At 64.1% G+C, this 26,853-nt stretch carries 27 protein-coding genes; 13 read left to right on the top strand and 14 right to left on the bottom strand.

All coding sequences use genetic code 11. From position 1 onward, the window contains the following. Nucleotides 1-73: 73 nt before the first annotated feature. The 5 genes from CSQ99_RS12305 to CSQ99_RS12285 all read left to right on the top strand — a co-directional run bounded on the left by CSQ99_RS12305 (nt 74) and on the right by CSQ99_RS12285 (nt 4,504). On the top strand, nt 74-667 hold the full coding sequence (locus CSQ99_RS12305; protein ID WP_099039317.1) for a rhodanese-like domain-containing protein: 594 nt from the start codon (nt 74-76) through the stop codon (nt 665-667). Nucleotides 668-673: 6 nt separating this feature from the next. Then, entirely contained in the window at nt 674-1,549 is an 876-nt protein-coding gene (locus CSQ99_RS12300) for a sulfite exporter TauE/SafE family protein (RefSeq protein WP_099039316.1), read from the top strand. A gap of 54 nt (nt 1,550-1,603) precedes the next feature. After that, a complete protein-coding gene (locus tag CSQ99_RS12295; RefSeq protein WP_099039315.1) occupies nt 1,604-1,873 on the top strand; it encodes a metal-sensitive transcriptional regulator in 270 nt (89 codons plus the stop codon). A 136-nt stretch (nt 1,874-2,009) separates the two neighbouring features. Continuing rightward, complete coding sequence (locus tag CSQ99_RS12290; RefSeq protein ID WP_245908878.1) at nt 2,010-2,747, top strand: hypothetical protein; 738 nt, start codon at nt 2,010-2,012, stop codon at nt 2,745-2,747. A 134-nt stretch (nt 2,748-2,881) separates the two neighbouring features. Then, entirely contained in the window at nt 2,882-4,504 is a 1,623-nt protein-coding gene (locus CSQ99_RS12285; RefSeq protein ID WP_099039356.1) for a GAF domain-containing sensor histidine kinase, read from the top strand. 32 nt (nt 4,505-4,536) lie between these two features. On the opposite strand, the gene CSQ99_RS12280 is transcribed toward CSQ99_RS12285, so the two are convergent. Then, nucleotides 4,537-6,228 (bottom strand): SulP family inorganic anion transporter, encoded by a 1,692-nt coding sequence (locus tag CSQ99_RS12280; RefSeq protein WP_099039314.1) that lies wholly within the window; start codon nt 6,226-6,228, stop codon nt 4,537-4,539. A gap of 80 nt (nt 6,229-6,308) precedes the next feature. Here CSQ99_RS12280 and CSQ99_RS12275 point away from each other — a divergent pair, with 80 nt between their 5' ends. The 3 genes from CSQ99_RS12275 (at nt 6,309) to CSQ99_RS12265 (ending at nt 10,395) form a co-directional block, all read left to right on the top strand. Beyond that, nucleotides 6,309-6,905, top strand: a complete 597-nt coding sequence (locus CSQ99_RS12275; protein WP_099039313.1) for a TetR/AcrR family transcriptional regulator — start codon at nt 6,309-6,311, stop codon at nt 6,903-6,905. 185 nt (nt 6,906-7,090) lie between these two features. After that, nucleotides 7,091-7,489, top strand: coding sequence for an MmpS family transport accessory protein (locus tag CSQ99_RS12270; protein ID WP_425437816.1), 399 nt, complete (start codon nt 7,091-7,093; stop codon nt 7,487-7,489). Beyond that, a complete protein-coding gene (locus CSQ99_RS12265) occupies nt 7,486-10,395 on the top strand; it encodes an MMPL/RND family transporter (protein WP_099039311.1) in 2,910 nt (969 codons plus the stop codon). Before CSQ99_RS12270 ends, CSQ99_RS12265 begins: the two co-directional genes overlap by 4 nt. 11 nt (nt 10,396-10,406) lie before the next feature. On the opposite strand, the gene CSQ99_RS12260 is transcribed toward CSQ99_RS12265, so the two are convergent. From CSQ99_RS12260 to CSQ99_RS12235, 6 genes are all read right to left on the bottom strand, one after another. Further along, entirely contained in the window at nt 10,407-10,889 is a 483-nt protein-coding gene (locus CSQ99_RS12260; protein ID WP_099039310.1) for a nucleoside deaminase, read from the bottom strand. Between the two features lie 11 nt (nt 10,890-10,900). Continuing rightward, the gene (locus CSQ99_RS12255) at nt 10,901-12,184 is read right to left on the bottom strand and encodes an MFS transporter (protein WP_141562659.1); all 1,284 of its coding nucleotides are present in this window, start codon (nt 12,182-12,184) and stop codon (nt 10,901-10,903) included. Nucleotides 12,185-12,308: 124 nt separating this feature from the next. Further along, on the bottom strand, nt 12,309-12,845 hold the full coding sequence (locus tag CSQ99_RS12250; protein ID WP_099039355.1) for a nuclear transport factor 2 family protein: 537 nt from the start codon (nt 12,843-12,845) through the stop codon (nt 12,309-12,311). A gap of 5 nt (nt 12,846-12,850) precedes the next feature. Beyond that, nucleotides 12,851-14,017 (bottom strand): sulfotransferase family protein, encoded by a 1,167-nt coding sequence (locus CSQ99_RS12245; RefSeq protein WP_099039308.1) that lies wholly within the window; start codon nt 14,015-14,017, stop codon nt 12,851-12,853. Further along, on the bottom strand, nt 14,010-14,657 hold the full coding sequence (locus CSQ99_RS12240; protein WP_099039307.1) for a TetR/AcrR family transcriptional regulator: 648 nt from the start codon (nt 14,655-14,657) through the stop codon (nt 14,010-14,012). Before CSQ99_RS12240 ends, CSQ99_RS12245 begins: the two co-directional genes overlap by 8 nt. Then, nucleotides 14,632-15,990, bottom strand: a complete 1,359-nt coding sequence (locus CSQ99_RS12235) for an aromatic ring-hydroxylating oxygenase subunit alpha (RefSeq protein WP_099039306.1) — start codon at nt 15,988-15,990, stop codon at nt 14,632-14,634. The genes CSQ99_RS12240 and CSQ99_RS12235 overlap by 26 nt, the downstream gene beginning before the upstream one ends. 88 nt (nt 15,991-16,078) lie before the next feature. On the opposite strand from CSQ99_RS12235, the gene CSQ99_RS12230 reads away from it, so the two are divergent. After that, complete coding sequence (locus tag CSQ99_RS12230; protein ID WP_099039305.1) at nt 16,079-17,839, top strand: N-acyl-D-amino-acid deacylase family protein; 1,761 nt, start codon at nt 16,079-16,081, stop codon at nt 17,837-17,839. Nucleotides 17,840-17,842: 3 nt separating this feature from the next. On the opposite strand, the gene CSQ99_RS12225 is transcribed toward CSQ99_RS12230, so the two are convergent. The 4 genes from CSQ99_RS12225 to CSQ99_RS12210 form a co-directional block, all read right to left on the bottom strand. Further along, nucleotides 17,843-18,688, bottom strand: coding sequence for a mycofactocin-coupled SDR family oxidoreductase (locus CSQ99_RS12225; protein ID WP_099039354.1), 846 nt, complete (start codon nt 18,686-18,688; stop codon nt 17,843-17,845). A gap of 65 nt (nt 18,689-18,753) precedes the next feature. Continuing rightward, nucleotides 18,754-19,548 (bottom strand): SDR family NAD(P)-dependent oxidoreductase, encoded by a 795-nt coding sequence (locus CSQ99_RS12220; RefSeq protein ID WP_218014587.1) that lies wholly within the window; start codon nt 19,546-19,548, stop codon nt 18,754-18,756. A 5-nt stretch (nt 19,549-19,553) separates the two neighbouring features. Next, nucleotides 19,554-20,501, bottom strand: coding sequence for an acyl-CoA thioesterase (locus CSQ99_RS12215; protein WP_245908874.1), 948 nt, complete (start codon nt 20,499-20,501; stop codon nt 19,554-19,556). A gap of 120 nt (nt 20,502-20,621) precedes the next feature. Further along, entirely contained in the window at nt 20,622-21,230 is a 609-nt protein-coding gene (locus CSQ99_RS12210; RefSeq protein ID WP_245908873.1) for a VOC family protein, read from the bottom strand. 65 nt (nt 21,231-21,295) lie between these two features. Between CSQ99_RS12210 and CSQ99_RS12205 the strand changes: the two genes are divergently transcribed. Genes CSQ99_RS12205 through CSQ99_RS12195 form a run of 3 tightly spaced genes read left to right on the top strand, consistent with a single transcriptional unit; the run spans nt 21,296 to nt 24,560 of the window. Next, nucleotides 21,296-22,213, top strand: a complete 918-nt coding sequence (locus CSQ99_RS12205; RefSeq protein ID WP_099039303.1) for an NAD-dependent epimerase/dehydratase family protein — start codon at nt 21,296-21,298, stop codon at nt 22,211-22,213. After that, entirely contained in the window at nt 22,210-23,358 is a 1,149-nt protein-coding gene (locus CSQ99_RS12200) for a sulfotransferase family protein (RefSeq protein ID WP_099039302.1), read from the top strand. The genes CSQ99_RS12205 and CSQ99_RS12200 overlap by 4 nt, the downstream gene beginning before the upstream one ends. Beyond that, entirely contained in the window at nt 23,355-24,560 is a 1,206-nt protein-coding gene (locus tag CSQ99_RS12195) for a DUF1214 domain-containing protein (protein WP_245908872.1), read from the top strand. Before CSQ99_RS12200 ends, CSQ99_RS12195 begins: the two co-directional genes overlap by 4 nt. 4 nt (nt 24,561-24,564) lie before the next feature. On the opposite strand, the gene CSQ99_RS12190 is transcribed toward CSQ99_RS12195, so the two are convergent. From CSQ99_RS12190 to CSQ99_RS12180, 3 genes are all read right to left on the bottom strand, one after another. Next, nucleotides 24,565-25,425, bottom strand: a complete 861-nt coding sequence (locus CSQ99_RS12190; protein ID WP_099039301.1) for a mycofactocin-coupled SDR family oxidoreductase — start codon at nt 25,423-25,425, stop codon at nt 24,565-24,567. Between the two features lie 83 nt (nt 25,426-25,508). Continuing rightward, nucleotides 25,509-26,159 carry a TetR/AcrR family transcriptional regulator gene (locus CSQ99_RS12185; RefSeq protein ID WP_099039300.1) on the bottom strand — a complete coding sequence of 217 codons (651 nt, stop codon included), beginning with the start codon at nt 26,157-26,159 and terminating at the stop codon, nt 25,509-25,511. A 44-nt stretch (nt 26,160-26,203) separates the two neighbouring features. Then, nucleotides 26,204-26,599 carry a substrate-binding domain-containing protein gene (locus tag CSQ99_RS12180; RefSeq protein WP_342746693.1) on the bottom strand — a complete coding sequence of 132 codons (396 nt, stop codon included), beginning with the start codon at nt 26,597-26,599 and terminating at the stop codon, nt 26,204-26,206. Between the two features lie 71 nt (nt 26,600-26,670). Here CSQ99_RS12180 and CSQ99_RS31770 point away from each other — a divergent pair, with 71 nt between their 5' ends. Next, on the top strand, nt 26,671-26,829 hold the full coding sequence (locus CSQ99_RS31770; protein WP_342746692.1) for a hypothetical protein: 159 nt from the start codon (nt 26,671-26,673) through the stop codon (nt 26,827-26,829). Nucleotides 26,830-26,853: the final 24 nt, after the last annotated feature.

Genomic DNA, 26,853 nt, shown 5'->3' with positions numbered 1-26,853 from the left:
AACATACCCCCGGCGGTATCTAACGCCTAGAGGATTAGGTCACCGCCGGCCAGTCGAAAGGACGTTCTGAACCATGACCATGACCGCCACCATCGATTCGCAGTACCTGCGCGATCTGCTCGGTTCGGCCAGGCCACCCCGGGTTCTCGATGTCCGCACGCCGGGGGAGTTCGAGACGGCCCACATAGCCGGCGCTTACAACGTGCCTCTGGATCTGCTGCGCGAGCACCGTGACGAGATCATCAAGCATCTCGACGAGGACGTCGTGCTGGTCTGTCGTTCCGGACAGCGCGCCGCCCAGGCCGAAGAGACGCTGCGTAACGCCGGGTTGTCCAATGTGCACATCCTCGACGGGGGCATCACCGCGTGGGAGGCCAACGGCTTCGCGGTAAACCGGGGCACCCAACGATGGGACCTTGAGCGCCAGGTCCGCCTTGTTGCCGGGTCGATCGTGGTCTCCAGCATCCTCGGCAGCATCGCGGCCCCCAAGCTCAAATGGGTGGCCGGGGCGGTCGGCGGCGGACTGGCCTTCGCGGCACTCTCCAACACGTGCGCGATGGGGACGTTGCTGTCGAAGCTCCCTTACAACCGCGGTGCCGCCTGCGACGCCCCGACCATCGTGTCCCAGCTGGTCGGCTCCGCTCCCACGGGCCGGAAAGTGAGCTAGCCGAACATGATTGCAGTCACCATCGGCCTCGCAGTTTTCGTCGGCGTCGCACTCGGCCTGCTCGGCGGCGGCGGGTCCATCCTCACCGTCCCGCTGCTGGCCTATGTCGCGGGCATGGACGCCAAGCAGGCCATCGCGACCTCGTTGTTGGTCGTCGGCGTCACGAGTGCGATCGGCGCGATCTCGCATGCGAGGGCCTGCCGGGTGCAGTGGCGCACCGGCCTGATCTTCGGCGCGGCAGGAATGGCCGGTGCTTATGGGGGCGGAGTGCTGGCCCGGTTCATCCCCGGCACCGTCCTACTCATCGGATTCGCCCTCATGATGATCGCCACGGCCGTCGCGATGCTGCGGGGACGCAAGAACGTCGACGCCTTCGAGGGCGGGCATCACCTGCCGGTCCCGAAGATCATCGCCGAGGGCCTGGTGGTTGGACTGGTGACCGGGCTGGTCGGTGCCGGCGGCGGATTCCTGGTCGTGCCCGCCCTCGCTCTGCTCGGCGGGCTGCCGATGCCGGTCGCGGTCGGCACCTCGCTGGTCGTCATCGCGATGAAGTCGTTCGCCGGCCTGGCCGGATACCTGTCCAGTGTCCAGATCGACTGGGGGATCGCGCTTGCCGTCACCGCAGCGGCCGTGGTCGGCGCACTGGTCGGGGCGCGCCTCACTGCGATGGTCGACCCTGATGCGCTGCGGAAGACGTTCGGCTGGTTCGTCCTGGCGATGTCGTCGGTGATTCTGGCCCAAGAGATCCACCTGAGCGTCGGAATCGCCTTCGCAACGCTGACAGGAATCGCCGCGGCGATGACATTCGCCTGCACCCGGTATGCCCATTGCCCGCTGCGTCGCTTCGCCGGTGCCTCGGCTGCGGGCGGGGCCGCCGCATGACTGCGGGAATACCCCCGCGGGTACCATGGCTGTAGTGCTCGGGAAGGAGTACCCATGGTTGGTGACGAGGACGCAATCGCCGCAGTGCTGAATCGACTGCGCAGGGCGCAAGGTCAGCTGGCTGGAGTGATCTCGATGATCGAAGCGGGCCGCGACTGCAAGGACGTCGTGACACAGCTGGCTGCTGTGTCGCGGGCGCTGGACAAGGCGGGGTTCAAGATCGTCGCGACCGGTTTGCGGGAGTGCCTGACCGGCGATGCCGCTGACGGGCAACGGCCGATGACCGAGGCCGAATTGGAGAAGCTGTTCCTGGCCCTGGCCTGATAGGGCGGGGGGCGTGCGGACCGGGTGAACGGTGATCGTCGCGCTCGGTCATTCTGGCCATTGGAGCGCTTTTGGCATTGATGCTCAGGACCTTCGGTCCTTAGCCTGCGGCGGCGCTGTTTTTAGCGTTGGGCGCATGGGTAAACGACGACCATGTTTGGCCGGACTGATGGCCGCAGTCGGCGTCATCGCGATGTACCGACGCGAACTACGGCCCCGGATGTACGCCTGGGGTGCCGACGATGGTGAAATCACGGCAATGCTGCCGGGAGATGAATTCGTGGCGGCCGGAACGGCGCGGACGACCCGCGCACTGACCATCGATGCCCCGGTTCGCTTCGTATGGCCGTGGCTTGTGCAGATTGGCGAGAACCGCGGCGGCTTCTACAGCTACTCGCTGCTCGAACGGATGGCCGGTGCAGACATTCATAACGCGAACACGATCCACCCCCAGTGGCAGGACCTGCGCGTCGGCGACACCGTTTGGCTCGCCCGCCGATACGGTGATACCGCCCGCCAGGTCGTGGCCGCTGTCGAGTCGGAGTCACACCTGGTGCTCGTGTCACCGGCCGACTTCGAACGCCTAAATCGCGGCGAAAAGGCCTCGGGCGCCTGGGCGTTCTGTCTTCGGCGACAAAATGCATGGACCCGTCTGCTCGTGCGCGGCAGTGGGGGAGCCATCGGACATCCCGCCTTCGATGTCGTGCATTTCGTCATGGAGCAGAAGATGATGCGCGGCCTGCGTGACCGTGCGGAGCGCCAACGCCGAGACGACGTCGAAGACTATATGATGCAATACCGATGCAACCGACGCAGAATCTCACCGTCAACTGACCGTCGGCCTGACATTAAAGGCGTCCGCCTCGTCAATTGAGTCCCAGAATCGTCGCTATTCGGCGAGTTCGGTGCGACCATGAGGCTGTGACCGACAGATCGTGGTCGAAAGCTGGTGCAGGCGCACCGCGTCTGCGTGACACCCTCTCGGGGTTGCGCCTGCGGGAACTGCTCATGGAGGTACAGGACCGCGTCGAGCAGATCGTCGAGGGTCGCGACCGCGTCGATGGTCTGGTTGAGGCGATGCTGGTGGTCACCTCGGGCCTCGAGCTCGATGAGACCCTGAAGACGATCGTGCACACGGCCATCGAACTGGTCGACGCGCAATACGGAGCCGTCGGCGTGCGTGGCCACGATCACGAACTGGTCGAGTTCATCTACGAGGGCATCGACGAGGAGATGCGCGAAAAAATCGGGCACCTGCCGGAGGGACGTGGCGTGCTCGGGGTCTTGATCGACGATCCCAAACCGATTCGCTTGGACAACATCTCCCACCACGCGTCGTCGGTCGGCTTCCCGCCGAACCACCCTCCGATGCAGACTTTCCTGGGAGTACCGGTGCGCATCCGCGACGAGGTGTTCGGCAACCTGTACCTGACGGAGAAGGCGGGCGGGCAGCCGTTCAGCGAGGACGACGAGGTACTGGTTCAGGCGCTCGCCGCGGCCGCGGGCATCGCGATCGACAATGCCCGGCTGTACGAACAGTCCAAGACGCGGCTGTCCTGGATCGAGGCGACTCGCGATATCGGCACCGAACTGTTGGCAGGGACCGATCCGGCCACGGTGTTTCGGCTCGTCGCCGACCAGTCGCGGCATCTCAGTGGTGCTGAAACGACGCTGGTGGCCGTGCCGGCCGATGCGGACCTGCCGGTCGGCGAAATCACTGAGCTCATCGTCGCGGCAACCGCGGGCGACGGTCCCGTCGCGGCGCTGCACAACATTCCGATTGAAGGAACGCCGATCGGTGAGGCCTTCGTGCAGCGTGCTCCCGGCCGGTTCGACTACATCGAATTCGAGGTGGGCACGACCGGGCCCGCGCTGGTGCTGCCACTGCGTGCCAGTGACGAAGTCGCCGGTGTTCTGGTCGCGCTGCGACCGGCGGGTGCGGCGCCGTTCAGTTCCGAGCAATTCGACATGATGACCGCTTTTGCCGACCAGGCCGCGCTGGCGTGGCAGCTGGCAAGCACCCAGCGGCAGATGCGCGAACTCAGTGTTCTCACCGACCGTGACCGCATCGCCCGCGACCTCCACGATCACGTCATCCAGCGGCTGTTTGCCGTCGGACTCGCCCTGCAGGGGGCGATTCCGCGGGCGCGGGTGCCAGAAGTGCAGCAACGACTGACCGATTGCGTGGACGACCTTCAACAGGTGATTCAGGAGATCCGGACGGCGATCTTCGATCTGCACGGCTCGTCGTCGGGCGTGACCCGGCTACGCCAGCGCCTCGACGAGGCCGTCGCTCAATTCGCGAACGCGAATCTGCGCACCAGCGTGCAATACGTGGGACCGCTTTCGGTTGTCGATGCAACGCTGGCCGATCACGCTGAAGCCGTTGTCCGAGAAGCGGTGAGCAACGCCGTGCGCCACGCAAAGGCCGTCTCGCTCGCGATCAGCGTCGCGGTCGAGGACGACTTGACCATCGAAGTCGTCGACAACGGATGCGGCATCGAGGGTGACATCACCGGCAGCGGATTGACCAATCTGCGCAAGCGCGCCGACAGTGCCGGTGGGTCGTTCACCATCGAGGCGGTGCCGACGGGGGGCACCAAACTGAGATGGTGCGCGCCCCTACCGTGAAAGTGAGTTGTCCGTCCGTTGTCGCCCGCGGCTCAGGACCGGCTGTGGCGCTTGAACTCTTCCACAGCGGTGGGCAACGTCATGAAGATGCGATCTTCGCCGATCTCGTCCAGAATCCCCGCAGCGTGCAACGATTCGCGTAAGTCCTGTTTGACTCTGGCCATTGCGAAAACGATTCCACGGCGGGCCAATTCGACGCGCAGCTGCTCCAGGGCATCGAGTGCTGTCAGGTCGACCTCCACATTGGACTCGGCGTTGAGCACAAACCATTCGACGGGTTCCGGATTGTTGTCCACGGCAGCCAGTGCGCGGGTCCGGAAGTCCTCCGCGTTGGCGAAGCACAGCGGTGCGTCATAGCGATACACCACCAGGCCGGGCACGCGGGTCGCCCCTGGGTAGTCATCGATGTCGTGCATCCCCGCGATACCCGGGACGAACCCGAGAACGCTGTCATGTGCGTGCGCCAGGCGTCGTAGCAATTCCAGAATGGACAGAACAACGGCGACGACAACGCCATAGAGCACGCCGAATCCCAACACGGCCGCCGTGGTGGCCAATGCGAGGATCAGTTCGCTGCGGCGAAACCGCGCCAGGCGGCGAAACTCCGCGAGGTCGATCAAGTGCAGTGCGGCAAATACCACCAACGCGCCAAGCGCCGCGGTCGGAAACACCGCCAGCAGGCCGCCTGCGAAGACGAGCACCACGACGACGCATCCCAGCGCGACCAGTGAGTAGAGCTGCGTACGGCTGCCGACGATGTCGCCGACGGCGGTGCGGCTGCCGCTAGAGCTGACCGGAAACCCGTGGGTTACCCCGGCGGCGATGTTGCACATCCCGACCGCGCGCAGTTCCGCGTTCGCGTCGATCTCCTCACTTCTGCGGGTGGCGAACGCGCGTGCGGACAACACATTGTCGGAGAACGCGACGATCGCAATGCCGACGGCTGGGATGGCCAGTGTTGCCAAGTCGCTCAACGAGACTGGTGGTAGTCCCGGCGTCGGTAGGCCGGACGGGACTTGGCCAACGACCGCAATCCCGCGCGTATCGAGGGACAGGGCGCCGACTGATGCCGTGGCGACTAGCACAGCGATCACCGGTCCCGGTGCACGGGGCAGCCAATGTGCCAGCGAGAGCAGAAGCAGCAGCACCAAAGCTGCCAGCACCACCGTCGGCCAATGCGCCTGTCCGATCCCGGTCGCGAAAGACCTTATCTGGTCGATGAACTCGTCTCCCTGGACTGCGACGCCGGTGGTCTTGCCCAGTTGGCTGGCGATCATGACGATGGCGATGCCCGTCATGTATCCGATGAGCACCGGTCGCGACAGCAGGTTGGCGAGAAAGCCCAGCCGTGCGATGCCGCCCACGAGACAGATCGCTCCGACCAGCAACGCCAGGACGGCAGCCAGAGCCGCGTAGCGTGCTGGATCGCCGATGACGATCGGCGCGAGAACGACGGCAGTCATCAACGCGGTCGTGGATTCGGGTCCGACCGACAGTTGCCGAGACGAGCCGAGCAATGCGTACAGGGCAAGTGGCGCGATCGCCGCCCACAGCCCGGCCACCGGTGGGAGCCCCGCGACCGTCGCGTAGGCCATCACCTGAGGTACCAGGTAGGCCGCCACGGTCAGGCCGGCCAGGACGTCGCCGCGCAACCAGCGCCGCTGGTATCCCCGAAACTGCGCGACGCCGGGCGCCCATTTGACCAATGTCATCGTGGCAAGGATTCTGCATTGCGCGACGTCGATTGCGGCGCAAACGCGTCATCCGAAGAGGTCTGGTTGCCTGCCCGATCTAGGGTGGTGCGATGACCTCCGGTGCCGCCCGTGCTGTGGAGTCCTCGCCGTGGTCGCCGCGGGAGGCCGAACTCCTGGCCGTGACGTTGCGGTTACTTCAGGAGGAAGGCTATGACGGGCTGACGTTGGATGCCGTCGCCGCGGGCGCGCGGGCCAGCAAGGCCACGGTGTATCGGCGGTGGCCGACGAAGGCCGAACTCGTGTTGGCGGCATTTAGCGAGGGGGTCCGCCAGGTCGCGGTGGCCCCCGAGACCGGCACCCTGCGCGGCGACCTATTGCAGTTGGGAGAGGTGATCTGCAACCAGGCACGCACACACGCAAGCACCGTGCGGGCGGTCCTGGTCGAGGCATCCCGTAACCCCGCGCTCAACGACGTCATGCAGCACCAGTTCCTGGATCAACGCAAGGCCCTGTTCAAGCACGTCCTGGGACAAGCCGTCGAACGCGGGGAAATCGACGCCGCCGCCATCACCGACGATCTCTGGGACGTGATGCCCGGCTACCTCATCTTCCGGTCCATCTTTTCGTTGCGGCCGCCCAGTCGGCGCACGGTGCAAGCGCTCGTCGACGATGTGGTGATTCCCAGCCTCACCCGACTGAACAGCTAAAAAACGGCTGCTCAGTCGGTGTGCCCGTACGGGTTGTGCTGTCCGGTACCGTACCGTACTGTCAACAAGGTTGATATGTCGCCGGACTGAGATAGGGTCAGTCCACGCCTCGTGTCGCGGTATCGAAAGGCTGGCGGGTGCAGGGGTTTTCGGTGGGTCGCCTTCTGGGTCGAAGCTGGATGCTCATGGTCGCCGTCGTCGTCGTGGCCCTTGCCGGCTACGCCGTCTACCGCCTGCACGGTATAGCCGGTTCAGGCCATGACACCTCCACTGCGGAAGCCCTTTCCGATGAGATCGTGCCGTTCAACCCCAAGCACGTCGTCCTCGAAGTGTTCGGCCCGCCGGGCACCGTGGCAACGATCAACTATCTGGACGTCGACGCCCAGCCGCAGCGCGCCGAAGATGTGACCCTCCCGTGGCGATACGACATCACGACGACCCAGACGGCAGTGCTTGTCAACGTCATGGCGCAGGGCGACAGCGAATCCCTCGGCTGCCGCATCGTCATCGACGACGTGGTCAAGGACGAGAGACAGGTCAACACCATGAACGCCTACACCTTCTGCCTGGATAAGTCGGGATGAGCAACCAGCAGGATTCTCGAACGTCGCTGACGGACCGCATCGCGAAGTGGATCCGTTGGCTTTCGGTGCCGATCGTGCTGTTCTGGCTGGTTGTGGCCGGGCTCACCAACGCCCTCGTTCCGCAGCTGGAGGTCGTCGGCGAAGCACACAACGTGGCAATGAGCTCACCCGATTCACCATCGCTGCAGGCATTCAAGAAGATTGGCGCCGTTTTTCAAGAATTCGATTCCGACGGTGCGGCCATGGTTGTGCTGGAGGGCGATGAGCCGCTCGGAACCGAAGCGCATCGGTACTACGACACGCTGGTCGACCGTTTTGAGCAGGACCACAAGCACGTTCAGCACGTTCAGGACTTCTGGGGAGACCCGTTGACGGCGGCGGGATCTCAGAGCTCCGACGGCAAGGCGGCCTATGTCCAGGTTTTCCTCACCGGCAACCTGGGCGAACCTGAGTCCATCGCATCGGTTGAAGCCGTCCGCGACATCGTGAACAGCACGCCTGCGCCACCCGGCATCAAGGCCTATGTCGCCGGTCCGGCGCCCCAAGTCGCCGACCAGTTCGAAGTGGGCAACGAAGGCACCACCAAGGTGACCGTGCTGACGGTGCTGGTGATCGCGGTGATGCTGCTGCTCGTCTACCGCTCGATAGTCACCATGCTGCTGGTGTTGATCACCGTTCTCATCGAAATGTCCGCGGCCCGTGGCATTGTGGCCTTCCTCGGCAACTCCGGGATCATCGGGCTGTCGACCTACTCGACCAACATCCTCACGTTGCTGGTCATCGCGGCCGGCACCGATTATGCGATCTTCCTCATGGGCCGATACCACGAGGACCGCAACAACGGGATCGACCGAGAAGCGTCGTACTACAACATGTACCGCGGGACCGCCCACGTCATTCTGGCCTCGGGTCTGACGGTCGCCGGCGCGGTCTTGTGTCTGAGCTTCACCCGACTGCCCTATTTCCAGAGCCTCGGCGTTCCCGCCGCGATCGGTATGCTCGTGGCACTTGTGGCGGCGCTGACCCTCGCGCCCGCCGTGATGACGATCGGCGCCCGCTTCGGGCTGTTGGAACCCAAACGCAAAGCCCGAACCAGGGGATGGCGTCGGATCGGCACGGCCATCGTCCGGTGGCCAGGGCCGATCCTCGTCGCGACGATGGCGGTGGCCGCTGTGGGTCTTCTGGCGCTGCCCGGCTACAAGACCAGCTATGACGTCGGCATCTACCTGCCCGATCGCGCGCCGTCCAATGTCGGTTACGCCGCCGCCGAGCGGCACTTCTCGAAGGCTCGGCTCAACCCCGAACTCCTGATGATCGAGGCGAACCACGATCTGCGCAATCCAACCGACATGATCCTGTTGGAGCGGGTGGCCAAGGCCGTCTTCCACACGGCCGGTATCGCTCAGGTGCAATCGATTACGCGCCCGTTGGGCACCCCGCTGGATCACACGTCGATTCCATTTCAGATCAGCGCCCAGAGTGCCGGCCAGATACAGAATCTCGGTTATCAGCAAGACCGCGCCAACGACCTGCTCAAACAGGTCGACGAAATCGACAAGACGATCGGCATTCTGCGGCAGCAGGCCACGTTGCAGGCACAGGCGAACGACGCGACACACGAACAGGTCGAGGCGTTCCACCAAACCGTCGAGGTAGCGAAAGATCTGCGGGACAAGATCGCCAACTTCGACGACCAGTTCCGTCCGCTGCGCAACTATTTCTATTGGGAGCCACACTGTTTCGACATCCCGATGTGCTTCGCGCTTCGATCGCTGTTCGATGCCCTTGACGGCATCAACGCGCTCACTGACCAGCTGGCCAATGTCACGTCGAGCCTGGACAAGCTGGATGCGATTCAGCCAAAGCTGCTCGAGCTGATACCGCCCCAGCTGGCCAGTCAGCAGATCAATCGCGAGTTGGTCATGACCAACTACGCCACCTTGTCCGGAATCTACGATCAGAATGCGGCGGCCCTGGAGAACTCGACAGCTATGGGAGCCGCGTTCGACGCGTCGAAAACCGACGACTCGTTCTACGTTCCGCCGGAGGTTTTCGACAATGCCGAATTCCAGCGCGGCCTGAAACTGTTCCTCTCGCCCGACGGCAAAGCAGCCCGGATGATCATCACGCATGACGTCGATCCCGCAACCCCGCAGGGTATTTCGCACATCGACGCGATCAGGCACTCGGCGGAGGAGGCGGTCAAGGGCACGCCGTTGGCGGGTTCCCACATCTACATCGGTGGCACAGCTGCGACATACAAGGACATTCAGGAAAGCGCGAAGTACGACCTGATGATCGTCGTCATCGCGGCGCTCAGCCTGATCCTGCTCATCATGATGTTCATCACCCGAAGCCTCGTTGCCGCGATTGTCATCGTGGGGACCGTGGCGCTGTCGCTCGGCGCTTCACTCGGACTGTCGATACTCGTGTGGCAGCACATCCTCGGCATCCAGTTGTATTGGGTCATAATGCCAATGGCGATAATCCTGCTGCTGGCAGTGGGTTCGGATTACAACCTGCTATTGATATCCCGCTTCAAGGAAGAGATCGGCGCAGGCTTGAACACCGGCATCATCCGGGCGATGGCGGGTACGGGTGGGGTCGTCACCGCGGCGGGCTTGGTGTTCGCCTTCACCATGGCGTCGTTCGTGTACAGCGATCTGGTCGTGCTCGGCCAGATCGGCACGACCATCGCCCTCGGCCTGTTGTTCGACACGCTGATCGTGCGCTCGTTCATGACCCCGTCCATCGCCGTGCTTCTCGGGCGGTGGTTCTGGTGGCCGCTGCGAGTGCGCCCGCGGCCGGCGAGCGCCATGCTGCAACCGTACGGATCCCGCCCCGCGGTCCGTCAGCTCCTCCTGTGGGAGGACGACGACCCGGTTGCTTCGTCCGAACGCCGCTGACGGAGGCGGCGTCAGTTCTGCTGTGTCCAATAGTTCCGGTGCGGTTCGAGCACTGCCTCCGCCACTTCCGGGACCGGTCCGATCACCTCGATCTCCTTCTGCCCTGCGCCGAAAACTTTGCGGCAATCGAGGCTTAACGTCGGGTTCCTCGGATCGTCGCCGGTTTCGGCGAGCAACTGCTTCTCGGTGATGCCGTAGACCAGGCGCCTGACGTTGGCCCAATACATCGCCCCGGCGCACATCGAGCAAGGCTCCGCCGTCGTGTAGAGCGTGCATGTGGCGAGAAAGTCCTTGTCGTATTTCTTTGAGGCCTGGCGCATCAGCGTCGTTTCCGCGTGCCCGGTGCAATCCGCCTCGGTCACTTCGATGTTCGTCTGCTCGAGCAGGACGTTGCCCTCGCTGTCGACGAGGACGGACCCGAACGGGTGATTCCCCTCGCGCACAGACCGTTTGGACACGTCAACGGCGCGAAGGAGATATTTCATGTCATCCATCAATCAGCTCCTTACTTTGCGGTTTGGATCGGCAGGGAATCGGTCGTCGCGGCTGACGGCGGTTGCGCTCGGTCCTTCAAGGCGATCGCGCACAACGAACCGATGACGAGCACGACCAGCAGGGGTATCAACGCGCCTCGGTAGTGGCTGATCGCGATGTCTGTGCCGGCCGGCGGGGCCTCGCCTACGAGGACTCCAATGACGTAGTCCAGGCCTGCGCCGGTGAGGAAACCGAAGCTTGTCATCAAGCCGAACGCGGTCGCCTGTGCGTTGTCGGGGATGTGCTGTCCGATCTGAGCGAATCCGAGGATGTTGCTGCCCAACAGGAAACCGAAGACGAACAGCAGAACGAATACGCCGGTGGTTGGCAGGCGCGGAAGGAACAACACCAGGGCCATCGTGACGGTGAGCAGCCAGATGGTGATCTGGGTGATCTGCGACCGTTTTCCGAGCCGGTCCGATATCCAGCCCAACAGCACGCCGCCGACACCGGCGGCGATGGCTCCGGTGGACGTCAACGCCGTCGCCATCTCGAGGGTGCGCCCATAGGCCCGCTGGTTCATGATGCCCCACAGGTCGTTCCAGGCGATGAGGACTCCGAACACGCTTGCGAAAAATGCTGTGCCCAACCAGAATTGCGGTACTCCCACCACCGTCCGTAATTGAAGGACAATACCGACGTCGCTGTCGCCGTGCGCAGCGGTGGCGACTGTGGCTGGTCTTGTAACCAGCACCAGGATCGCGATCCCTAACACCACATAACCGACGGCCATGCCGATCATCGCCGCGTGCAACGGCGGGATGGTCTCGGTGACCGAGAGGCCGATCAGCATGATGGCCAGAATCACGTTGGTCGCAAGCTGGGATATGGACGACATCACCGCGAAGCGTTGCGGAGGGAACCAGATCCTCGCGAGATAGATGGCTCCAAGGAAGCTGGTCGAGAGTCCGACTCCGAGTACGACCCTGCCTATGACGGTGACACCCATGCTCGTGGCGTTGGCAAGAAGTACGCAACCGACCGCAGCGATCAGCGAGGAGACTCCGAGAATCCAGCGCGGGTTGAGACGGTCGAGCATGATGCCACCAGCGAACTGCGCGAGCGAGTAGGCGACGTAGAAGACGGCGCTCAGCATGCCGATCGCGTGTTCGGACACCTCGAGACGGTCTCTGACCTGCTCGGCGACGATGCCGATCATGACCGCGGTGAGCAGGCCCAAGCCCAGGAAAAGTGTGCCAAGGCCCCAGGCGACGATCGCCTTGCCCCAGGGCTGGGGACGTTCAGTAGTTTCCACTGCGCATCACCTCACCGGTCCGACGCGCAGCTATTGCGAGGCTGGCGTTGGCTTAGCCGGCTATGAGAATAATTCGGCGGTCGTTTGCTGTGGCCGTTTTTGCCGATCTTGATTTGGGCCGGCTTTACCCCGGCCGGCGGGCGACCAGCAGCGAAAAGAACTGATACGACGGATCGGTTTCGTCCAGCGTTCCCTTGAGGGTGTCTTTGGTGATCGGGTGGCCCATATCCATCGAGGACGGGTCGGTCACCCGCGCCCAGTCGGTGACGATGGTCCGCTCGAGCAGTTTCCACGTGTCAGCACGCTTCTCGTACCTGTCGAGGTAGCGCCCGCCGATCACGAGATCGACGTCACGCCCCCTGCCGGCGAGCGTGTGGACCGCGATGTTGTAGATCTCGCCCTCGGCCGAGTTTCCATCGACCGCGAAATTTACCGTCGTGATGTTGTGCGCCATCGCCTTGATGAAAGGACGAGAGGCGACGAGCTGCTCAAAAAATCCTTCAACAGAGCCCGTTGAGAATGCGCCGTGGGCGTCGGTGGCGTCGTGGTGATAAAGGTCTCGCAGCGCTGCGATATCGCCTCGGTCCACGGCGCGGCAGTAAGCGTGGACGAGCTTCCGTAGCGCGAACTCGTCGAGCATTTCCTGTAGTGCCGGGTCCATCGCGCTCACCCTAGAGGCTCGTTGGGGACGCCGAAGTAATTCTGGTACCGCGCCGTGCGCTCCCGCAGTGCCTCTTCGTTCAGACCCGTTTGGGCGAACGTGTAATGGTGCCCGCCGTGCTCGTGGGCGGGCTGAGCGTCGAGGAAATTGCGCATCCTGGCTTCAGCGTCGGCTGTGAAGGCAAGTCCCAGTTGGTCGTAGGCGGCGCCGACGGTGGCGATCGGGTCGGCCGCGAACGACTGGTACTGCACGTCGACCACCTGCGAGGGCGGGACGATCCCGGACTCCCGTGCATCGACCGACCGGTCGATGCCGTCGATGACGTACTCGGCCCACTCGCGGGCGACCCCCTCGATGGGAGTCTGCTCGCTGGCGAATGTGCGCAGCGTGCACGCCAAGGATGACACCGACGCGATGGTCCGGAGTGGATCGCGGTGCGTCTGTATCACCCGAGCATCCGGGTACTGCTTCATCATCGCGTCCAAGGCCCAGATGTGGCCGGGCGACTTGAGTACCCAGCGGTTCACCGGGATTCGTGACTGCAGATGCTGCAGGAACCGCCGGTGCCACCGGTAGGCCGACGCCATATCCGTGTCCAGTAGCCACCGGGCATAGGCCGGGACATGATAGATCGTCGGGAAGATGAAGCTCCGCAGATCCATCGCGGTGATGCGGACGCACTCCTGCGCCAGCAGCGGACCGATCGGATGCATGGCCCTGAGGTCTGGGATGATCGACGTCATCATCTCCTGAATCTGACGACTGTCCTCGATGCGTGGATCGGTGGCATACGTCGTCGCTTCCGGTGGCGGACAGGGCGCGTCGACCTCCCACGTCAACGGAGCCCTGGCGTCGGGATCCTGTGCGAGCAGTTCGAAGAGGATCGTGGTTCCCGTGCGGACTTGGCCGACGATGAAAACCGGGCGCTCGATAGGGGAGTTCGCGACCTCGGGGTGTGTGCGGCGATAGTCGACGATCTGCAGGCGTCTGGTCAGGGATCCGACGAGGTCGGCTTGGGCGACGACATCTCCGAACTCGCTCAGACCGGCCTCGGCGCTTAGCGATTCAGTCAGGACGTCGAGTGCTTCACGCCAGTCGTCGCCCCCGAAATCGGTGAGTCCGGTGGACTCCTGCGCGGTCGCGACGACCGCGGCCGCCGATAGATCACCCACGGGCGTCGATGCGCAGCGGGGCCAGCAGTGCGTTAAGTCCGTACTCGAACACGGCGTCGTAGTCGGTAGGGGCCTGCAAAGCTTCGACCAGCGCCCGGTCGGGCCACGCGTCGGCCCACAGCGACGGATCCTCTTCGTCGTGCTTGGCTCCGCGGACCGCCGAAAACTGCATGATTGCAGCGGAAATGACGTGAACTTCTACGACTCGCACGAGGAGCGCGGCCGCACTCCCGGTGATGCCCAGTTCGGAAAGCTCCGCCGCGAGCCGCTGCTGAATAGGCAGGAACAGCTGCGGTGTCCGGTCGCGTTCATGGGCGATGGCCAAGAGATGTTGCTTCTCGATGAGCAGCCTGCGTTGCGATCGCGCGATCGACGCAATCCGGTCGACGGGGTTATCGCCATCGCTCGGGAGATGCGTCATCTGTGCGAGCAGCCCCTCGACCAGGCTGTCGAAAAGTTTGTCTCTGCCGCCGATATGCCAGTAAATCGACGTGACTGCGACACCCAACTGCTCGGCCAGCCGGCGCATGGTGAATGCATCCACGCCGTCGACATCGATCAGCCGTGCCGCGGTCTCGAGAATCTGATCCGCTGTGACGGAGGCACCGCTCTTGCTACGTGGCGACGTCAACCGGCTCACCTCCGGTGATCCGATCCGACTCGGGTAGGTCCAGATAGCGTTCCAGATTGCGGTGCATGTTGATGACGCGGCGTTCCTCGTTGGACAACGTCAGATGGGTCAACCCGGGCTGGTGCAAACCGCGCTGCAGTCCTGCCAACACCGTGATGTCCTGCGTGAGTACCAAACCCGGGTGAGCATCGGCCGCCGTCATCCGTACATCCGTCGGCCTGATTCGTGGTGCTCCCGGCGGCATCCGCATCCAGACGATCATCACCAGCTCGCCGCGATCGGGATCGGGCCCGGGATGTGCGGTCAACACCGTCAAGTGATCGGCGTTGGTCAGCAGCGACATGTTCGGGAACACGTTGTACTGGTGCAGCCGCATCACCTGATCGGTACTCGCCCAGCTCAGGTCGACGCCGCGACTATCGGCGAAAGTCTTTGTCCGCGCGGCGATCACATCAGCCGCCGACTGCCCGTGCCGATCGGGCGGGAACAGCGTGCCCTCCTCGACGCCCATCAGCGCGCCCTGCGTGGTGACGTAGGCGTCCCACACTTCGGCGTCGGTCAGGCTCTCCTTGATGCTCGGGCTGGGCAGCCCGTAGAGCTGTTCGGACTTTCCAGTGTGACCCCAGATGACCTGCGGCGCATAGACATCGTCCATACATCTGTGGAGCTCCGGATGCAACGTCTGAATGTGGTACGTCTCGCTGAACCCATCGGCGATCGTCTTCCAGTTCGCATCGACCTCGATGGTCATGGTGGCGTAGCACCGGAAGTCGCTGAGCCGGTTCCACGCGATGTCGTCTGGCATCGCCTCCAGGTAGTCATGCAGCGGGATCGCGTCGGCATCGAGATTGACGAAGACGAGTCGTTCCCACGTCTCGACCCGAACCGGTATCAGGGGGAAATCGGTCAACCGGAGCGCGCCGAAGCCCTTTCGGTTGGGCACCCGTCGCAGTGAGCCGGACAGATCCCACGTCCAGCCGTGATAACCGCAACGCAGCTCACGCAGGTCCGATCCGGATCCGGCGCACAGCGAATTGCCCCGATGCCGACACACGTTCTGAAACGCGCGCAGGTCGCCGTCATCGCCGCGAACGATCAGCACCGAGTAGGGCCCGCAGCGGTACTCGAAGTAGTCACCCGGTTCGGCCACGTGGTCGACGGTGCAAGCGAACTGCCACACCTTGGGCCACATTCGTTCGGCTTCTAGGCGGGCGAAATCCGCCGAGTAATAGCGCTGCGCCGGTACCAGGGTGGGCCGCTGCGGAGGCGTTCCGATCGCGTCCTCGCGCGCGTTATGGGCCGGGTTGCCGGCGGTGCCGTCGACCGGTGCCGTTCGCGTCACGGGTTACCTCCGAATCCGGCTACTGCTCGTCTGTAACGGTGTTACATTGGCCACCATAACGGCTTCAAGGACGTCGAGGGAGTAAATCGTGTTCGACCTGAAAATCACTGGCGGAACCGTCGTGGACGGCACGGGTGAGGCCCGATTCCAAGCCGACGTGGGCATCAAGGACGGGCGGATAGTCGAGGTCCGTCGCCGTGGGAACGGCGACGCTTCGCTGGAGGGCAACGCGACCGAAACCATCGACGCGACGGGCAAGCTGGTCGCTCCGGGGTTCGTCGACATCCACACCCACTACGACGGCCAGGTCAGCTGGGACAGCTCGCTGGAGCCGTCCAGCGGTCACGGCGTGACGACCGTCGTCGCGGGCAACTGCGGCGTCGGGTTCGCCCCGGTGCGGCCGGGCCAGGAAGACTGGCTGATCGCTTTGATGGAGGGCGTCGAGGACATTCCCGGCAGCGCGCTCACCGAAGGCATGACCTGGGGCTGGGAGACGTATCCGGAATACCTCGACGTCATCGGAAAGCAGGAGTTCGCCGTCGACGTGGGCAGCCAGATCGCCCACGGTTCGGTTCGCGCCTATGCGATGGGCGAGCGCGGCGCCCGCAACGAGCCCGCCACGCCCGAGGACATCAAGGCCATGGCGCGGATCGTGCAGGAGGGCATCGAGGCAGGCGCGCTTGGATTCTCGACGTCGCGCACCCTGGGGCACCGCGCCATGGACGGCGAACCGGTACCGGGAACCTTCGCGGCAGAGGACGAGTTGTTCGGACTCGGCCGAGCCATGGCCGCGGGCGGGCAGGCGGTCTTCGAGTTGGCCCCGCAGGGGGTCGCAGGCGAGGACATCATCGCGCCCAAGAAGGAACTGGAGTGGATGCAGCGCCTGGGCGCCGAGATCGACCGACCCATCTCGTTCGGCATGATCCAGGTCGACGCGGCACCTGACCTCTGGCGAGAGCAACTGGACGTCTCGGCGGCGGCTCATGCGACGGGCAGTCGCCTGTATCCGCAAATCGCGGCGCGGCCGTTCGGCATGCTCTTCGGGTTTCCGGGCCATCATGCGTTCACTCATCGGCCGACCTTCCGGAGACTGAAGGCCGAATGCGACCGACAGGAGTTGGGGGCACGGCTCGCCGATCCCGCGGTCAAGGCGGCGATCTTGGGGGAGGACGACCTGCCGCCCGATCCGACGAAGCTGTTCGACAACATGTTCGCCCTCGTGCAGTACTCACTCGGCCGTATCTATGCGCTGGGCGACCCGCCCGACTACGAACCGACCCAGGACAAGGCCGTCGACAAGATCGCCGCCGAGCGGGGTGACGACCCGCTGTCGACGCTGTATGACCTGATGCTCGAAGACAATGCAACGGCCATGCTGATGCTGCCGTTCTACAACTACTTCTACGGCAACCATGACGCCATCCGCGAGATGCTGTTGCATCCCGCCGGCGTAGTGGGATTGTCCGACGGCGGCGCGCACTGCGGCATGATCTGCGACGCGTCGTATCCGACGTTCCTGCTGACGCACTGGGCGCGGGATCGCTACCGGGGTGAGAAGCTGCCGCTGGAGTACTTGGTGCGCAAGCAGTCTCACGACACCGCGCAGCTCTTCGGGCTGACCGATCGTGGCGTCATTCAAACCGGCAAGAAAGCGGACATCAACGTCATCGACATGGATGCGCTGACGTTGCATCCCGCGAAGATGGCGTACGACCTACCCGCCGGCGGGCAGCGCCTGGTCCAGGGTGCGAGCGGCTACAGCGCCACGATCGTCAGCGGTGTCGTCACCCGGCGCGACAGTATCGACACCGGCGCACGCCCAGGTCGGTTGGTGCGCGGGGCGCGCTGAGCCTCAGAACTTCGCGGTCGCTCCTGCATCGATCGGCAGGGCGGCCCCGGTGATGTACTTGGCCTCATCCGAGGCCAGGAACAGCACCGCGTTGCTGACTGCCCGTGCCTCGAAGTAGGGCACCGGCAGCATGTGGAAGGTTCCGATGATCTCGCCCGCGTCGGCCATGGTCGGCTCTGCGAGGTCAGGCCTTAGGGTGCGGTGGAATTGCTCGTTGTCGATCATCGGCGTCTGGATGTTCCCCGGATGGATCGAGTTCACTCGAATCCATTGTGGAGCAAGTTCATTGGCGAGTGAGTTCATCAATCCGACGACGGCGTGCTTCGCCGAGGCGTAGTGGGCCATGTAGCCGCCGCCGCGGAGCCCCAGCATCGAACTCACCAGGATGATCGAGCCACCGCGACCGTCGGACATGTGGGGGACTGCCACCTTGATCGTGTGCCAGACCCCGGTGATGTTGATGTCGAACATCGTCTGCCAGGCGGCTTCCTCGATCATCGCGGCGGGGGCGGGGCTGCCGCTGATTCCCGCGTTGGCGATGACGATGTCTGGCCTGCCCAGCTCATCGATTCCTTGCTGCAGCGCAGTGCCGAGCGCCTCGACATCCCTCACGTCTGCTTTGGCGGTGACGATGCGCCGGTCCAACTTCTCGACGAGTGCAGCAGTTTCGTCGAGGTCAGCCTCGGTCGCAAGTGGGTAGGGCGCGCCGTCGATGTCGGCGCAGGCATCGACGGCGATGATGTCGGCGCCCTCCTCGGCGAGCCGGATGGCGTGTTCACGGCCCTGACCGCGCGCTGCACCTGTAATGAACGCGACCTTGCCAGCCACTCGGCCAACTGTTTTCGACATCGTCACCTCTCGTTGATTGGCCTCTACACATTCCGCTGCGGCAGGAGCGAAGTCAACGATGACGGTCAGGAATCGGGAATGCCGCCAAGGCTCGGCCCGCCGTCGACGGCGAATGTCTGGCCAGTGATGTACGAGGCGGCATCGCTGGCCATGAACAGAACGGCCCACGCCACCTCATCAGGTCGGCCTGTGCGACCCAACGGGATTCTCGCGGCGAAATCGGCCTGATCGATGCCGGCGACCTCCCATGCCTGAACCACCCGCTCTGACGCGATGGCACCCACGGCGATGCAGTTGGCCCGAATGCCATACCGGCCCCACTCGGCGGCGGTGACCGTCGTGAACATCTGCAGGGCTGCCTTTGCCGAGGCATAGTGGGCGCCGCCCTTGACGCCGTGGATACCGGCGTCCGATGAGATGTTCACGATCGCGCCGGATCCCTGGGCTCGGAAGTGAATTCCGGCCTCGCGTGTCGCGACGTATGCAGATCGCACGTTCAGCTCATATACCGAGTCCCACGCCCTGGTCGGTAAATCCTGCAGAGGACCCATCCGCGTGCCACCGGCATTGTTGACGAGGATGTCGAGCCGTCCCAGTTCATCAACAGTCCGTTTCACCATCGCCGCGACTTGGTCTTCGACCTTGACATCGGTGGGCACGACAAGGCACTTGCGATCCGAGGCCGCTGTCACCGCTGCGGCGGTTCGTTCCAGATCGGCCACTGTGCGGGCGGCGATCGCCACGTCGGCGCCGTGCGTGGCGAGCAGCATCGCCGTCGCGGCGCCGATTCCGGTTCCGCCGCCCGTCACCAGCGCCACCCGACCCTGTAGGTCGAACACGTCGTCACCGGACATCGCCATCCCGCCTACTTCGCTCGCGGCGATTCTGCGATGGGCCGGATGAGCACTTCCTGCGCGGTACTGGCGACCACGTGTCCGGCCGCATCGCGAATGACTCCGCGAACCAGTGCGCGGTGCCCGGCGATGGCAGCTATCTCTTGCGTGTAAAGATGCCATTCGTCGAATTGGACAGGACGGTGCAGCCAGATCGCGTGGTCCAGGCTGACCGCGGCGATCGACGTGTAATCGGCGGGTTGGGGATGGCAACGAAGCGCCATGTCAAGCAGCAGGTAGTCACTCGCGTAGGTGAGCATCGCGTTGTGCAGCGCGGGATTGTCGGCAATATGTCGCGGTAAGCGCATCCAATGTGAACGTGGTCCCGATGTCTGGCTACCGCCCAGAAACGTCGTCGGTTCTGCGATCCGCATTTCCAGCGCGGGCGGGGCGTCGATCCAGGTCTGTGCGTTTCTCTGCATCTCCGGCGGCATCTGACCCACCCAATGCTGCAGCAGAGGCAATTCTTCCGGCGGCGGCGCGTCAACCGGTTCGTGAGTCAATTCGGGTTCTGCCGGGTTGCTGTGGAACGACGCCACCGCGGTCAGCAGCGTGCGGTCTCCCTGCGCCACGCTCACCTGCCGCGTCGCCATGGACCGCCCGTCGCGAACGGGGTTCACGACGATCTCCACCGGCCGTCTCGAATCGCCTGTCTGAACGAAGTAGGCATGCAGAGAATGCGGCGCGTGGGCCTCGACGGTCGCCGACGCCGCATACATCGCCTGAGCGAGGAGCTGGCCACCGAAAATGCGGCCAAACCGATCGGCTTCGTTGGACGCTTGGAACTGGTTGTTACCCAAAGGCTTCAACTGAAGAGCACGCTCGAGAGTGTCGAGCGCACCGAGGACAGACGTCTCGATTGAGGTGCCCCGCAGTGGCCCCGTCAGATCCCCGACCGAGGTGGACTCGTCACCGCCCACCTGCGTCCTCCTGCTGTCTTGGGAATGTTGGTTGCATTGCATCACTCTAAGACCTTAGAGTCATTGCGTAGGTTAGCTCACTACATCGACGTAAGGGTGGCTTTGGCGATGAAGTCCGTGTCACCGCCCGCTGGATCCTTCGGGCACCCGGTAGCCGCCCCGGGTCATGATTCGCACGGGGTCGCGACCGTCCCAGGCGGCGCAGGTGTCAGAGACGCTGCGCACTTGGTCAAGAAAGCTGGATGGGGCTTCGACGACCTCGGTATAGAACCCGAACTCTGCCGCGGTGTCGATGTAGGCCACCCGGAATCCTCCGCCGAGGCTCTCCGCGGCGATCGAATGGCCCAGCGTCTTGAAATGCGCGACCTTTCCGTCGTAATCATTTGTCAACGTTGCTATTTGGTGGAAAGCAGATGTGCCGCCGCGGCTCCATTCAGTGAAGATGCTCGGCGTATCGCAGTGCTGCTGGATCAACTCGATCTGGACAGGTCCGGCCTGTGCGACGGCGACTTGGATCCGAACCGTACGGACCTCTCCGCCGTAGTCCGCCTGCTGTCCGACGACGGGCATCACGTGGAAGGGTCCGATGCCGAACGTTCGCACCCAGCGAGCGGCGGCGACAACGACGTCGTCGACAACGTGGCCGACCTGAAAGAACCGGAACTCACCGTCGGGCCATGGCTGCTCGAACAGTGGGTGAGCCGCTGGCATCGTTGCGTCGGCATCCATGCGGACGATCATGACACGACGCATCAGCACATGGCGCACACTCGGACGGGACGGGAGAGTGGCAAATGTTGAGCGGTGAGAAGGTTCTCATCACCGGGCCCGGTGGGCGAATCGCGCACGGTATCGCCAAGACGCTGGCGCCCCACAACGAAGTGTGGGGCATCGCGCGCTTCTCCGACCCAGTCGTCCGCGAGGAAGTCGAGGCACTGGGCGTCACCACGCAGATTGTCGACCTCGGTGACGCCGACTTCGATTCCCTCCCGGACGATTTCACCTACCTCCTGCACATCGCGGCCGATTTCGGCGAGGACTACGAACAGGGATTGCGGGTCAATGCCGAGGGTACCGGCCTGCTGCTGTCGCATTGCCGCAACGCCAAGGCAGCGCTGGTGATGTCGACCGTCACGGTCTACAAGCCGCATCCCGACCCGTGGCATCCGTTTCGGGAAGGCGATCCGATAGGCGATGCCGGGCTGCCGACCCCGCAGCCCTACTCCATCGTGAAGATCGCCGAGGAAGCCGTCGCGCGGTACTGCGCCCGCGAGTTCGATCTGCCGATCACCATCGCCCGGATGGGCAGCGCCTATGGCGATCGCGGGGGCCTGCCACTCTGGCATCTCAACGCGATCGCCGAGGGCAGACCGGTGGTGGTGCGGTGGGATCCACTGCCTTACAGCCCCATTCACTACGACGACATCAACACACAGGTCGAGGCGCTACTCAGGGCCGCCAGTGTGCCCGCCACGATCGTGAACTGGGCCGGCGACGTACCCGTCACCGTGCAGGAGTGGTCACGCTATTTCGCGGACCTGATCGGCGTCGAGCTCGATCTTCGCGTCGAAGTTGTTCCAGGAGCATCGATCGGTTCCGTCGGGGACCACACCAAACGACGTTCGATCACCGGGCCGTGCACCGTGGACTGGCGTGACGGATTCCGCGCTATGGCCGCGCACCACTATCCGGACCGAGTGACCCAGCGATGAGCCGTACGCGGTATCCGTCGCCCGACCGGCTCATGCAGGACGCTGTCACTGAGAGTGGTCACGCCGACTTCGGTCCCGGGGACTTCCGCGACGGTTTGGCGATCCTGTTGGACAGCCTCGAGCGCGATGGCGATCTGCACCCCGATACCGACGACGCGGTGATCGGTGACCTGCGGCGTCGCCTGGTCAATCGGCTGGACGTCGAGGCCTGGTACGCCGAGCACCCCGACGTGCACGACGTCGAGATCCGAGGTCCCGTCGACATCAACGGACTGCCACGCACCGGCACCACCGCGCTCGCGGACATGCTTTCGCTCGACCCCCAATTCCGGTGCCTGCGTGGCTGGGAGCAGACCAAACCGGTGCCACCGCCGGTGGCCGAATGCGAAGCCGAGGATCCGCGTCGGGTCGAGTTCGTCCGCAGGCACGAAGAGCGCTCGGCTGCCAGCGCCGCCATGCACATCTTCGAGGTCGACGCGACTATGGAAGACACCGAGATCCTCGGTATGGCCTTCCACGGCCAACAGATGACGCTGCCGGTCGCAGGCTACCGAAAATGGTGGCGCAGTGCGGATTTAACGCAGACCTACGAGTACCATCGCCGAGTCGTCAAACTGCTCGGGTCGAAGCGGCCGCCGGAACTATGGTTGTTCAAGGCACCGCATCACAAGTTCCATCTGGAGGCGCTGTCCCGGGCCTATCCCGAGATGCGGTTCGTGATGACACATCGGGACCCGGCCAAGGTGGTGCCGTCCTACACCAGTTTGGTGTCGACGATCTTCCCGCCCGCCGCCGAACGTCGCGATCTGCGCGCCCTGGGCCACGAGGTCAGCGAGCACCTCCGCGAGGGCATGCAACGCGCCATCGAGGAACGTGCCCGTATCGGCGAGCACCGCTTCCTTGACATCCAGCACCGTGAACTGGTCGCGGATCCGAAGGGCACGATCCGGCGCGTGTACGACTGGCTCGATCTCGAACTCACGCCCGGCGTCGAGCGGACCATCTTCGACTGGCAAGAAGCGAACACGATGGGTGCCAAGGGCGCTCATCACTACACCGCCGAGCAGTTCGGTCTCGACGCCGGACAGATCCGGTCCGATTACGACTTCTACATCCGCCACTTCGACGTGGCGGTGGAGGGATGACCACCATGACTGACCTGCCCACCTGGGACGAACAGATGGAGGCGCTCAAAGGCGTCGCCGACCACCTCTTGGCCACCTGGCGCCCCGAGAGCGCGTCGGACGCAGAGGTGCAGGACATGAACAAGCTGGCGCTGTCGATCCTTGCGTGCGGCTATCTGTGCCACGTGTACACCGACGCCCGTAGACCCGTGTTCATGCCGCTGTGGAACTACGCCTGCAACCAGGGCGGCCCCAACCCCGATTACGTGTACCTCAACGCCGAAGTCGACGGTTCCGGAGTGTATGAACTGACTGGTCGACGCGGCACGGTGCGCTTCGTCGAGATCACCCAGTCGGCTCCCGGGATGATGAAGAGTCTCAAAGGCGTTGAGCGGCAGATGAAGTTCCAGGCCATGACTCACGACCTCGACGACCTGACTATCGCCGAAGACGGCACCTTCAGGGTGGTGCTCAGTGCAGCACGTCCCGCGGATGAGGACGGCGACTGGTGGCCGCTCAACCCCGAGGCTGGCAAGTTGCTGATGCGAAAGTGTGCGTGCGACTGGAACACCGAGATCGACGCGCAAGTCGCGATCAACCGGCTCGATGACGGTGGTGAGGATATGAAGCCTGCCGAGATCGCCCGCCGTTTTTCGGAATTGGGTGACTGGATCATGGGCATGATCGATTTCGACATGGAGCTCGTCCGGTACTACCGGGAGCACCACGGGATCAATGTCCTTTTGCGATCGCAGTGGATACAGCAGGGCGGCGGTCTGGCGACGAAACAGGCGTACTACGACGGAATCCACCAGATCGCTGACGATGAGGCGCTGATCGTGGAGTTCCCCGTGCCGACCGACTGCTACTACTGGCAGATCCTGGTCGCCGACGACCGGTTCTCGACGGTCGACTGGGTGAACCGCCAGTCGAGCCTCAACGACGTTCAGGCTCGCATCGATCCCGATGGCTGGTTTCGCGGCGTGGTATCGAAAAGGGATCCGGGCGTGCACAATTGGCTCGACAAGGCCGACTGGCCATGGGGCATCCTGCAGGCACGCTTCTACCGCGCCGAAGAGTACCCCGAGGCGAGGGTGACGAAGGTGCCGGTCGCCGAGGTACTCGAGCACTTACCCGCAGGCACACCGGTGCTCACGCCGCAGGAGCGGGTCGCGCAGTTGCGCCACCGGCGGACAGGCGCCCAGCTCCGCCGCATTTGGTGACGTGTCAGATGTGATAGTCGTACCACTTGAGGTAGCCGCCGCCGTCCACCCGCAACTGAGTGCCGGTGATGTACCGCGCCTCATCCGAGGCGAGGAACAGCACAGCGTTGCTGATGTCCAGCGGGTCCACGTACGGGATGGGCATCGCCTGTTGGACCATGAAGGCCGGTTCGGCGTCAGCTCGGGTCGGATGTGGGAGATCGGGTCGGAACGACTGGTACGTCGCGTCGTTGTGAATCAGGTCGGTGTTCGTGTTCGTCGGATGCACGACGTTCACGCGGATGTTGCGCGCGGCAAGGACGCCGGCCAGGTCATGCACGTAGCCTGCGATGGCCCGCTTGGCGTGCACGTAGGCCGATCCGCCGGGGTCTCGTCCGGGGTCGTCCTTTTTCGCGGTGTCCATCAACGCCGCTGTCGAGCCGGTCGCGATGATCGACGCGCCTTCGGCGAGATGGGGCAGCGCCGCCTGGACGGTGTTGATGACGCCCACCAGGTTCGTGTTGATCGTGTCGCACCAGGCGTCGAGTGGGGGTTGGCCTTTGATGCCGACGACACCCGCGTTCGCGACAACGACGTCGAGCCGGCCCAGTTCCGAAACACCGGCCGCCAGCGCAGCCTTCAGCTGATCGACGTTTCGGACGTCGGCCTGCGTCGCGATGATGCGACGGCCGTGCTTTTCGACGAGCCGAGTGGTTTCTTCCAGATCCTCCGGTTGCGCGAGCCGGTACGTCAGCGATGCGACGTCCTGGCAGAGGTCCACGGCGATGATGTCGGCACCCTCTTCCGCCAACCGCGCGGCGTGGCTGCGACCCTGCCCACGGGCCGCGCCGGTAATGAAAGCGACCTTGCCGTTCATGCGTCCCATGTGCGTCCCCTTCCCACTCTAATATCTTAGAGTGTGGCCAGGAAGGGCGGGACGAATTGTCTGATCGCGTTCAGCGGCAGCGCTCAACCAGCCCGATTGCGACGCGGCTTGGCGTAGGCGGCCGCGATGCCGTCCGCTATGCCCTTGAGCAAGAGGTCTAGTTGTTCGGCGCTCTCGATGGAACGATCGCCGGCGATGAACCGCATGTGAAGGCCGCTGACGAAACTCATTGTGGCGGCGGTCTGTTCGTCCAGCACCTTCGCGTTGGGATTGCCCTTGGGCTGCGAACGCGACAGGATCTCCTGACGGTGCAATTCCGTGAAGATCTCGCTGTTGTGTCTGAAGATCTCGGCGAGCTCAGGATCCCGATTGGCTTGCAGCAGCAGCTCGAATCGGGCCTTCGTCCGAGTCAGCCGCGGTTCCTCGCCCGACAGCATGACCATCGTGGCGAGTGGGGATGCGCTGCCTGCGCGGACGGTGTCATCTCCGTCGGTCCGAGTCGCGACCGACATCAAGTCTGCGAGATCCAGTTCGGCGAGGCGTTGCGCTGTGGCCTGCAGCAACGCCGAGCGGGTGCGGAAGTAAAACGACGTACTACCGTTCGGCACTTCGGCGTAACGATCCACCTTCGGGTGGCTCAACCCCTTGGCGCCCTCACCGGCCAACAGTTGAATCGCCGCGTCGCATAGATCGCGGCGGCGCTCCTCGGCGTTGGGTTTGCGTCGCTTCTGAATAGCAAGACTTTATCCGCACCGGGCGAAGCAGATCGGCGATCATGTCATCCACCCGGCGGAGCCGTAGTGGTGCTGACCACCAATTCTGGTGTCAACACGACCGCCCGTGGCTCGGCGCGTCCGGTGTCAAGGCGCTCTATCACGGCCGCCACCGCCTGGTCTGCCTGCTCTCGAGCCATTTGGCTGACCGAGGTCAGATCGATGTGGCCCAGCCGCGCCAGCATGCTGTCGTCGCATCCGGTCACTGAGACCTCGCCGGGCACGTCCACCCCGGCGCGTCGTAACGCATCGACGACACCGACGGCGACGCGGTCATTGGCGCAGACCACCGCGGTAGGAAGATCGGCAGCCAGTAATCGTTGTGCCGCAGCGTTCCCGGCGGACTCGGTGAAGTCGCCGTCGATGACTTCGGTCTCGTCGCCGAGGCCGTGTCTGCGCACGCGCGGAGATAGCCGTTGCAGCGGTCTGCTGCGATGACGCCTGAGCCGCCGGAGACGTGCACCACGCGGCGGTGCGCAAGCTCGACGAGGTGGTCAACGACGGTCCCGATGCCACGGGAGGCGGCAGTGCGGGCGACATCGAGCGAGTCCGCGCGTACGCGACGTCCGGCGATCACCGACGGGACCTGCCTACCGGAGTTCGCGAGGAACGGAACACGCTGATCATCTGAAAAGGCAAGTCATGCGGGTGATCC

The organism is Mycobacterium neglectum, from assembly GCF_002591975.1.
Classification (GTDB): Bacteria; Actinomycetota; Actinomycetes; order Mycobacteriales; family Mycobacteriaceae; genus Mycobacterium; species Mycobacterium neglectum.
This window is presented reverse-complemented; position numbering and strand designations above follow the sequence as displayed.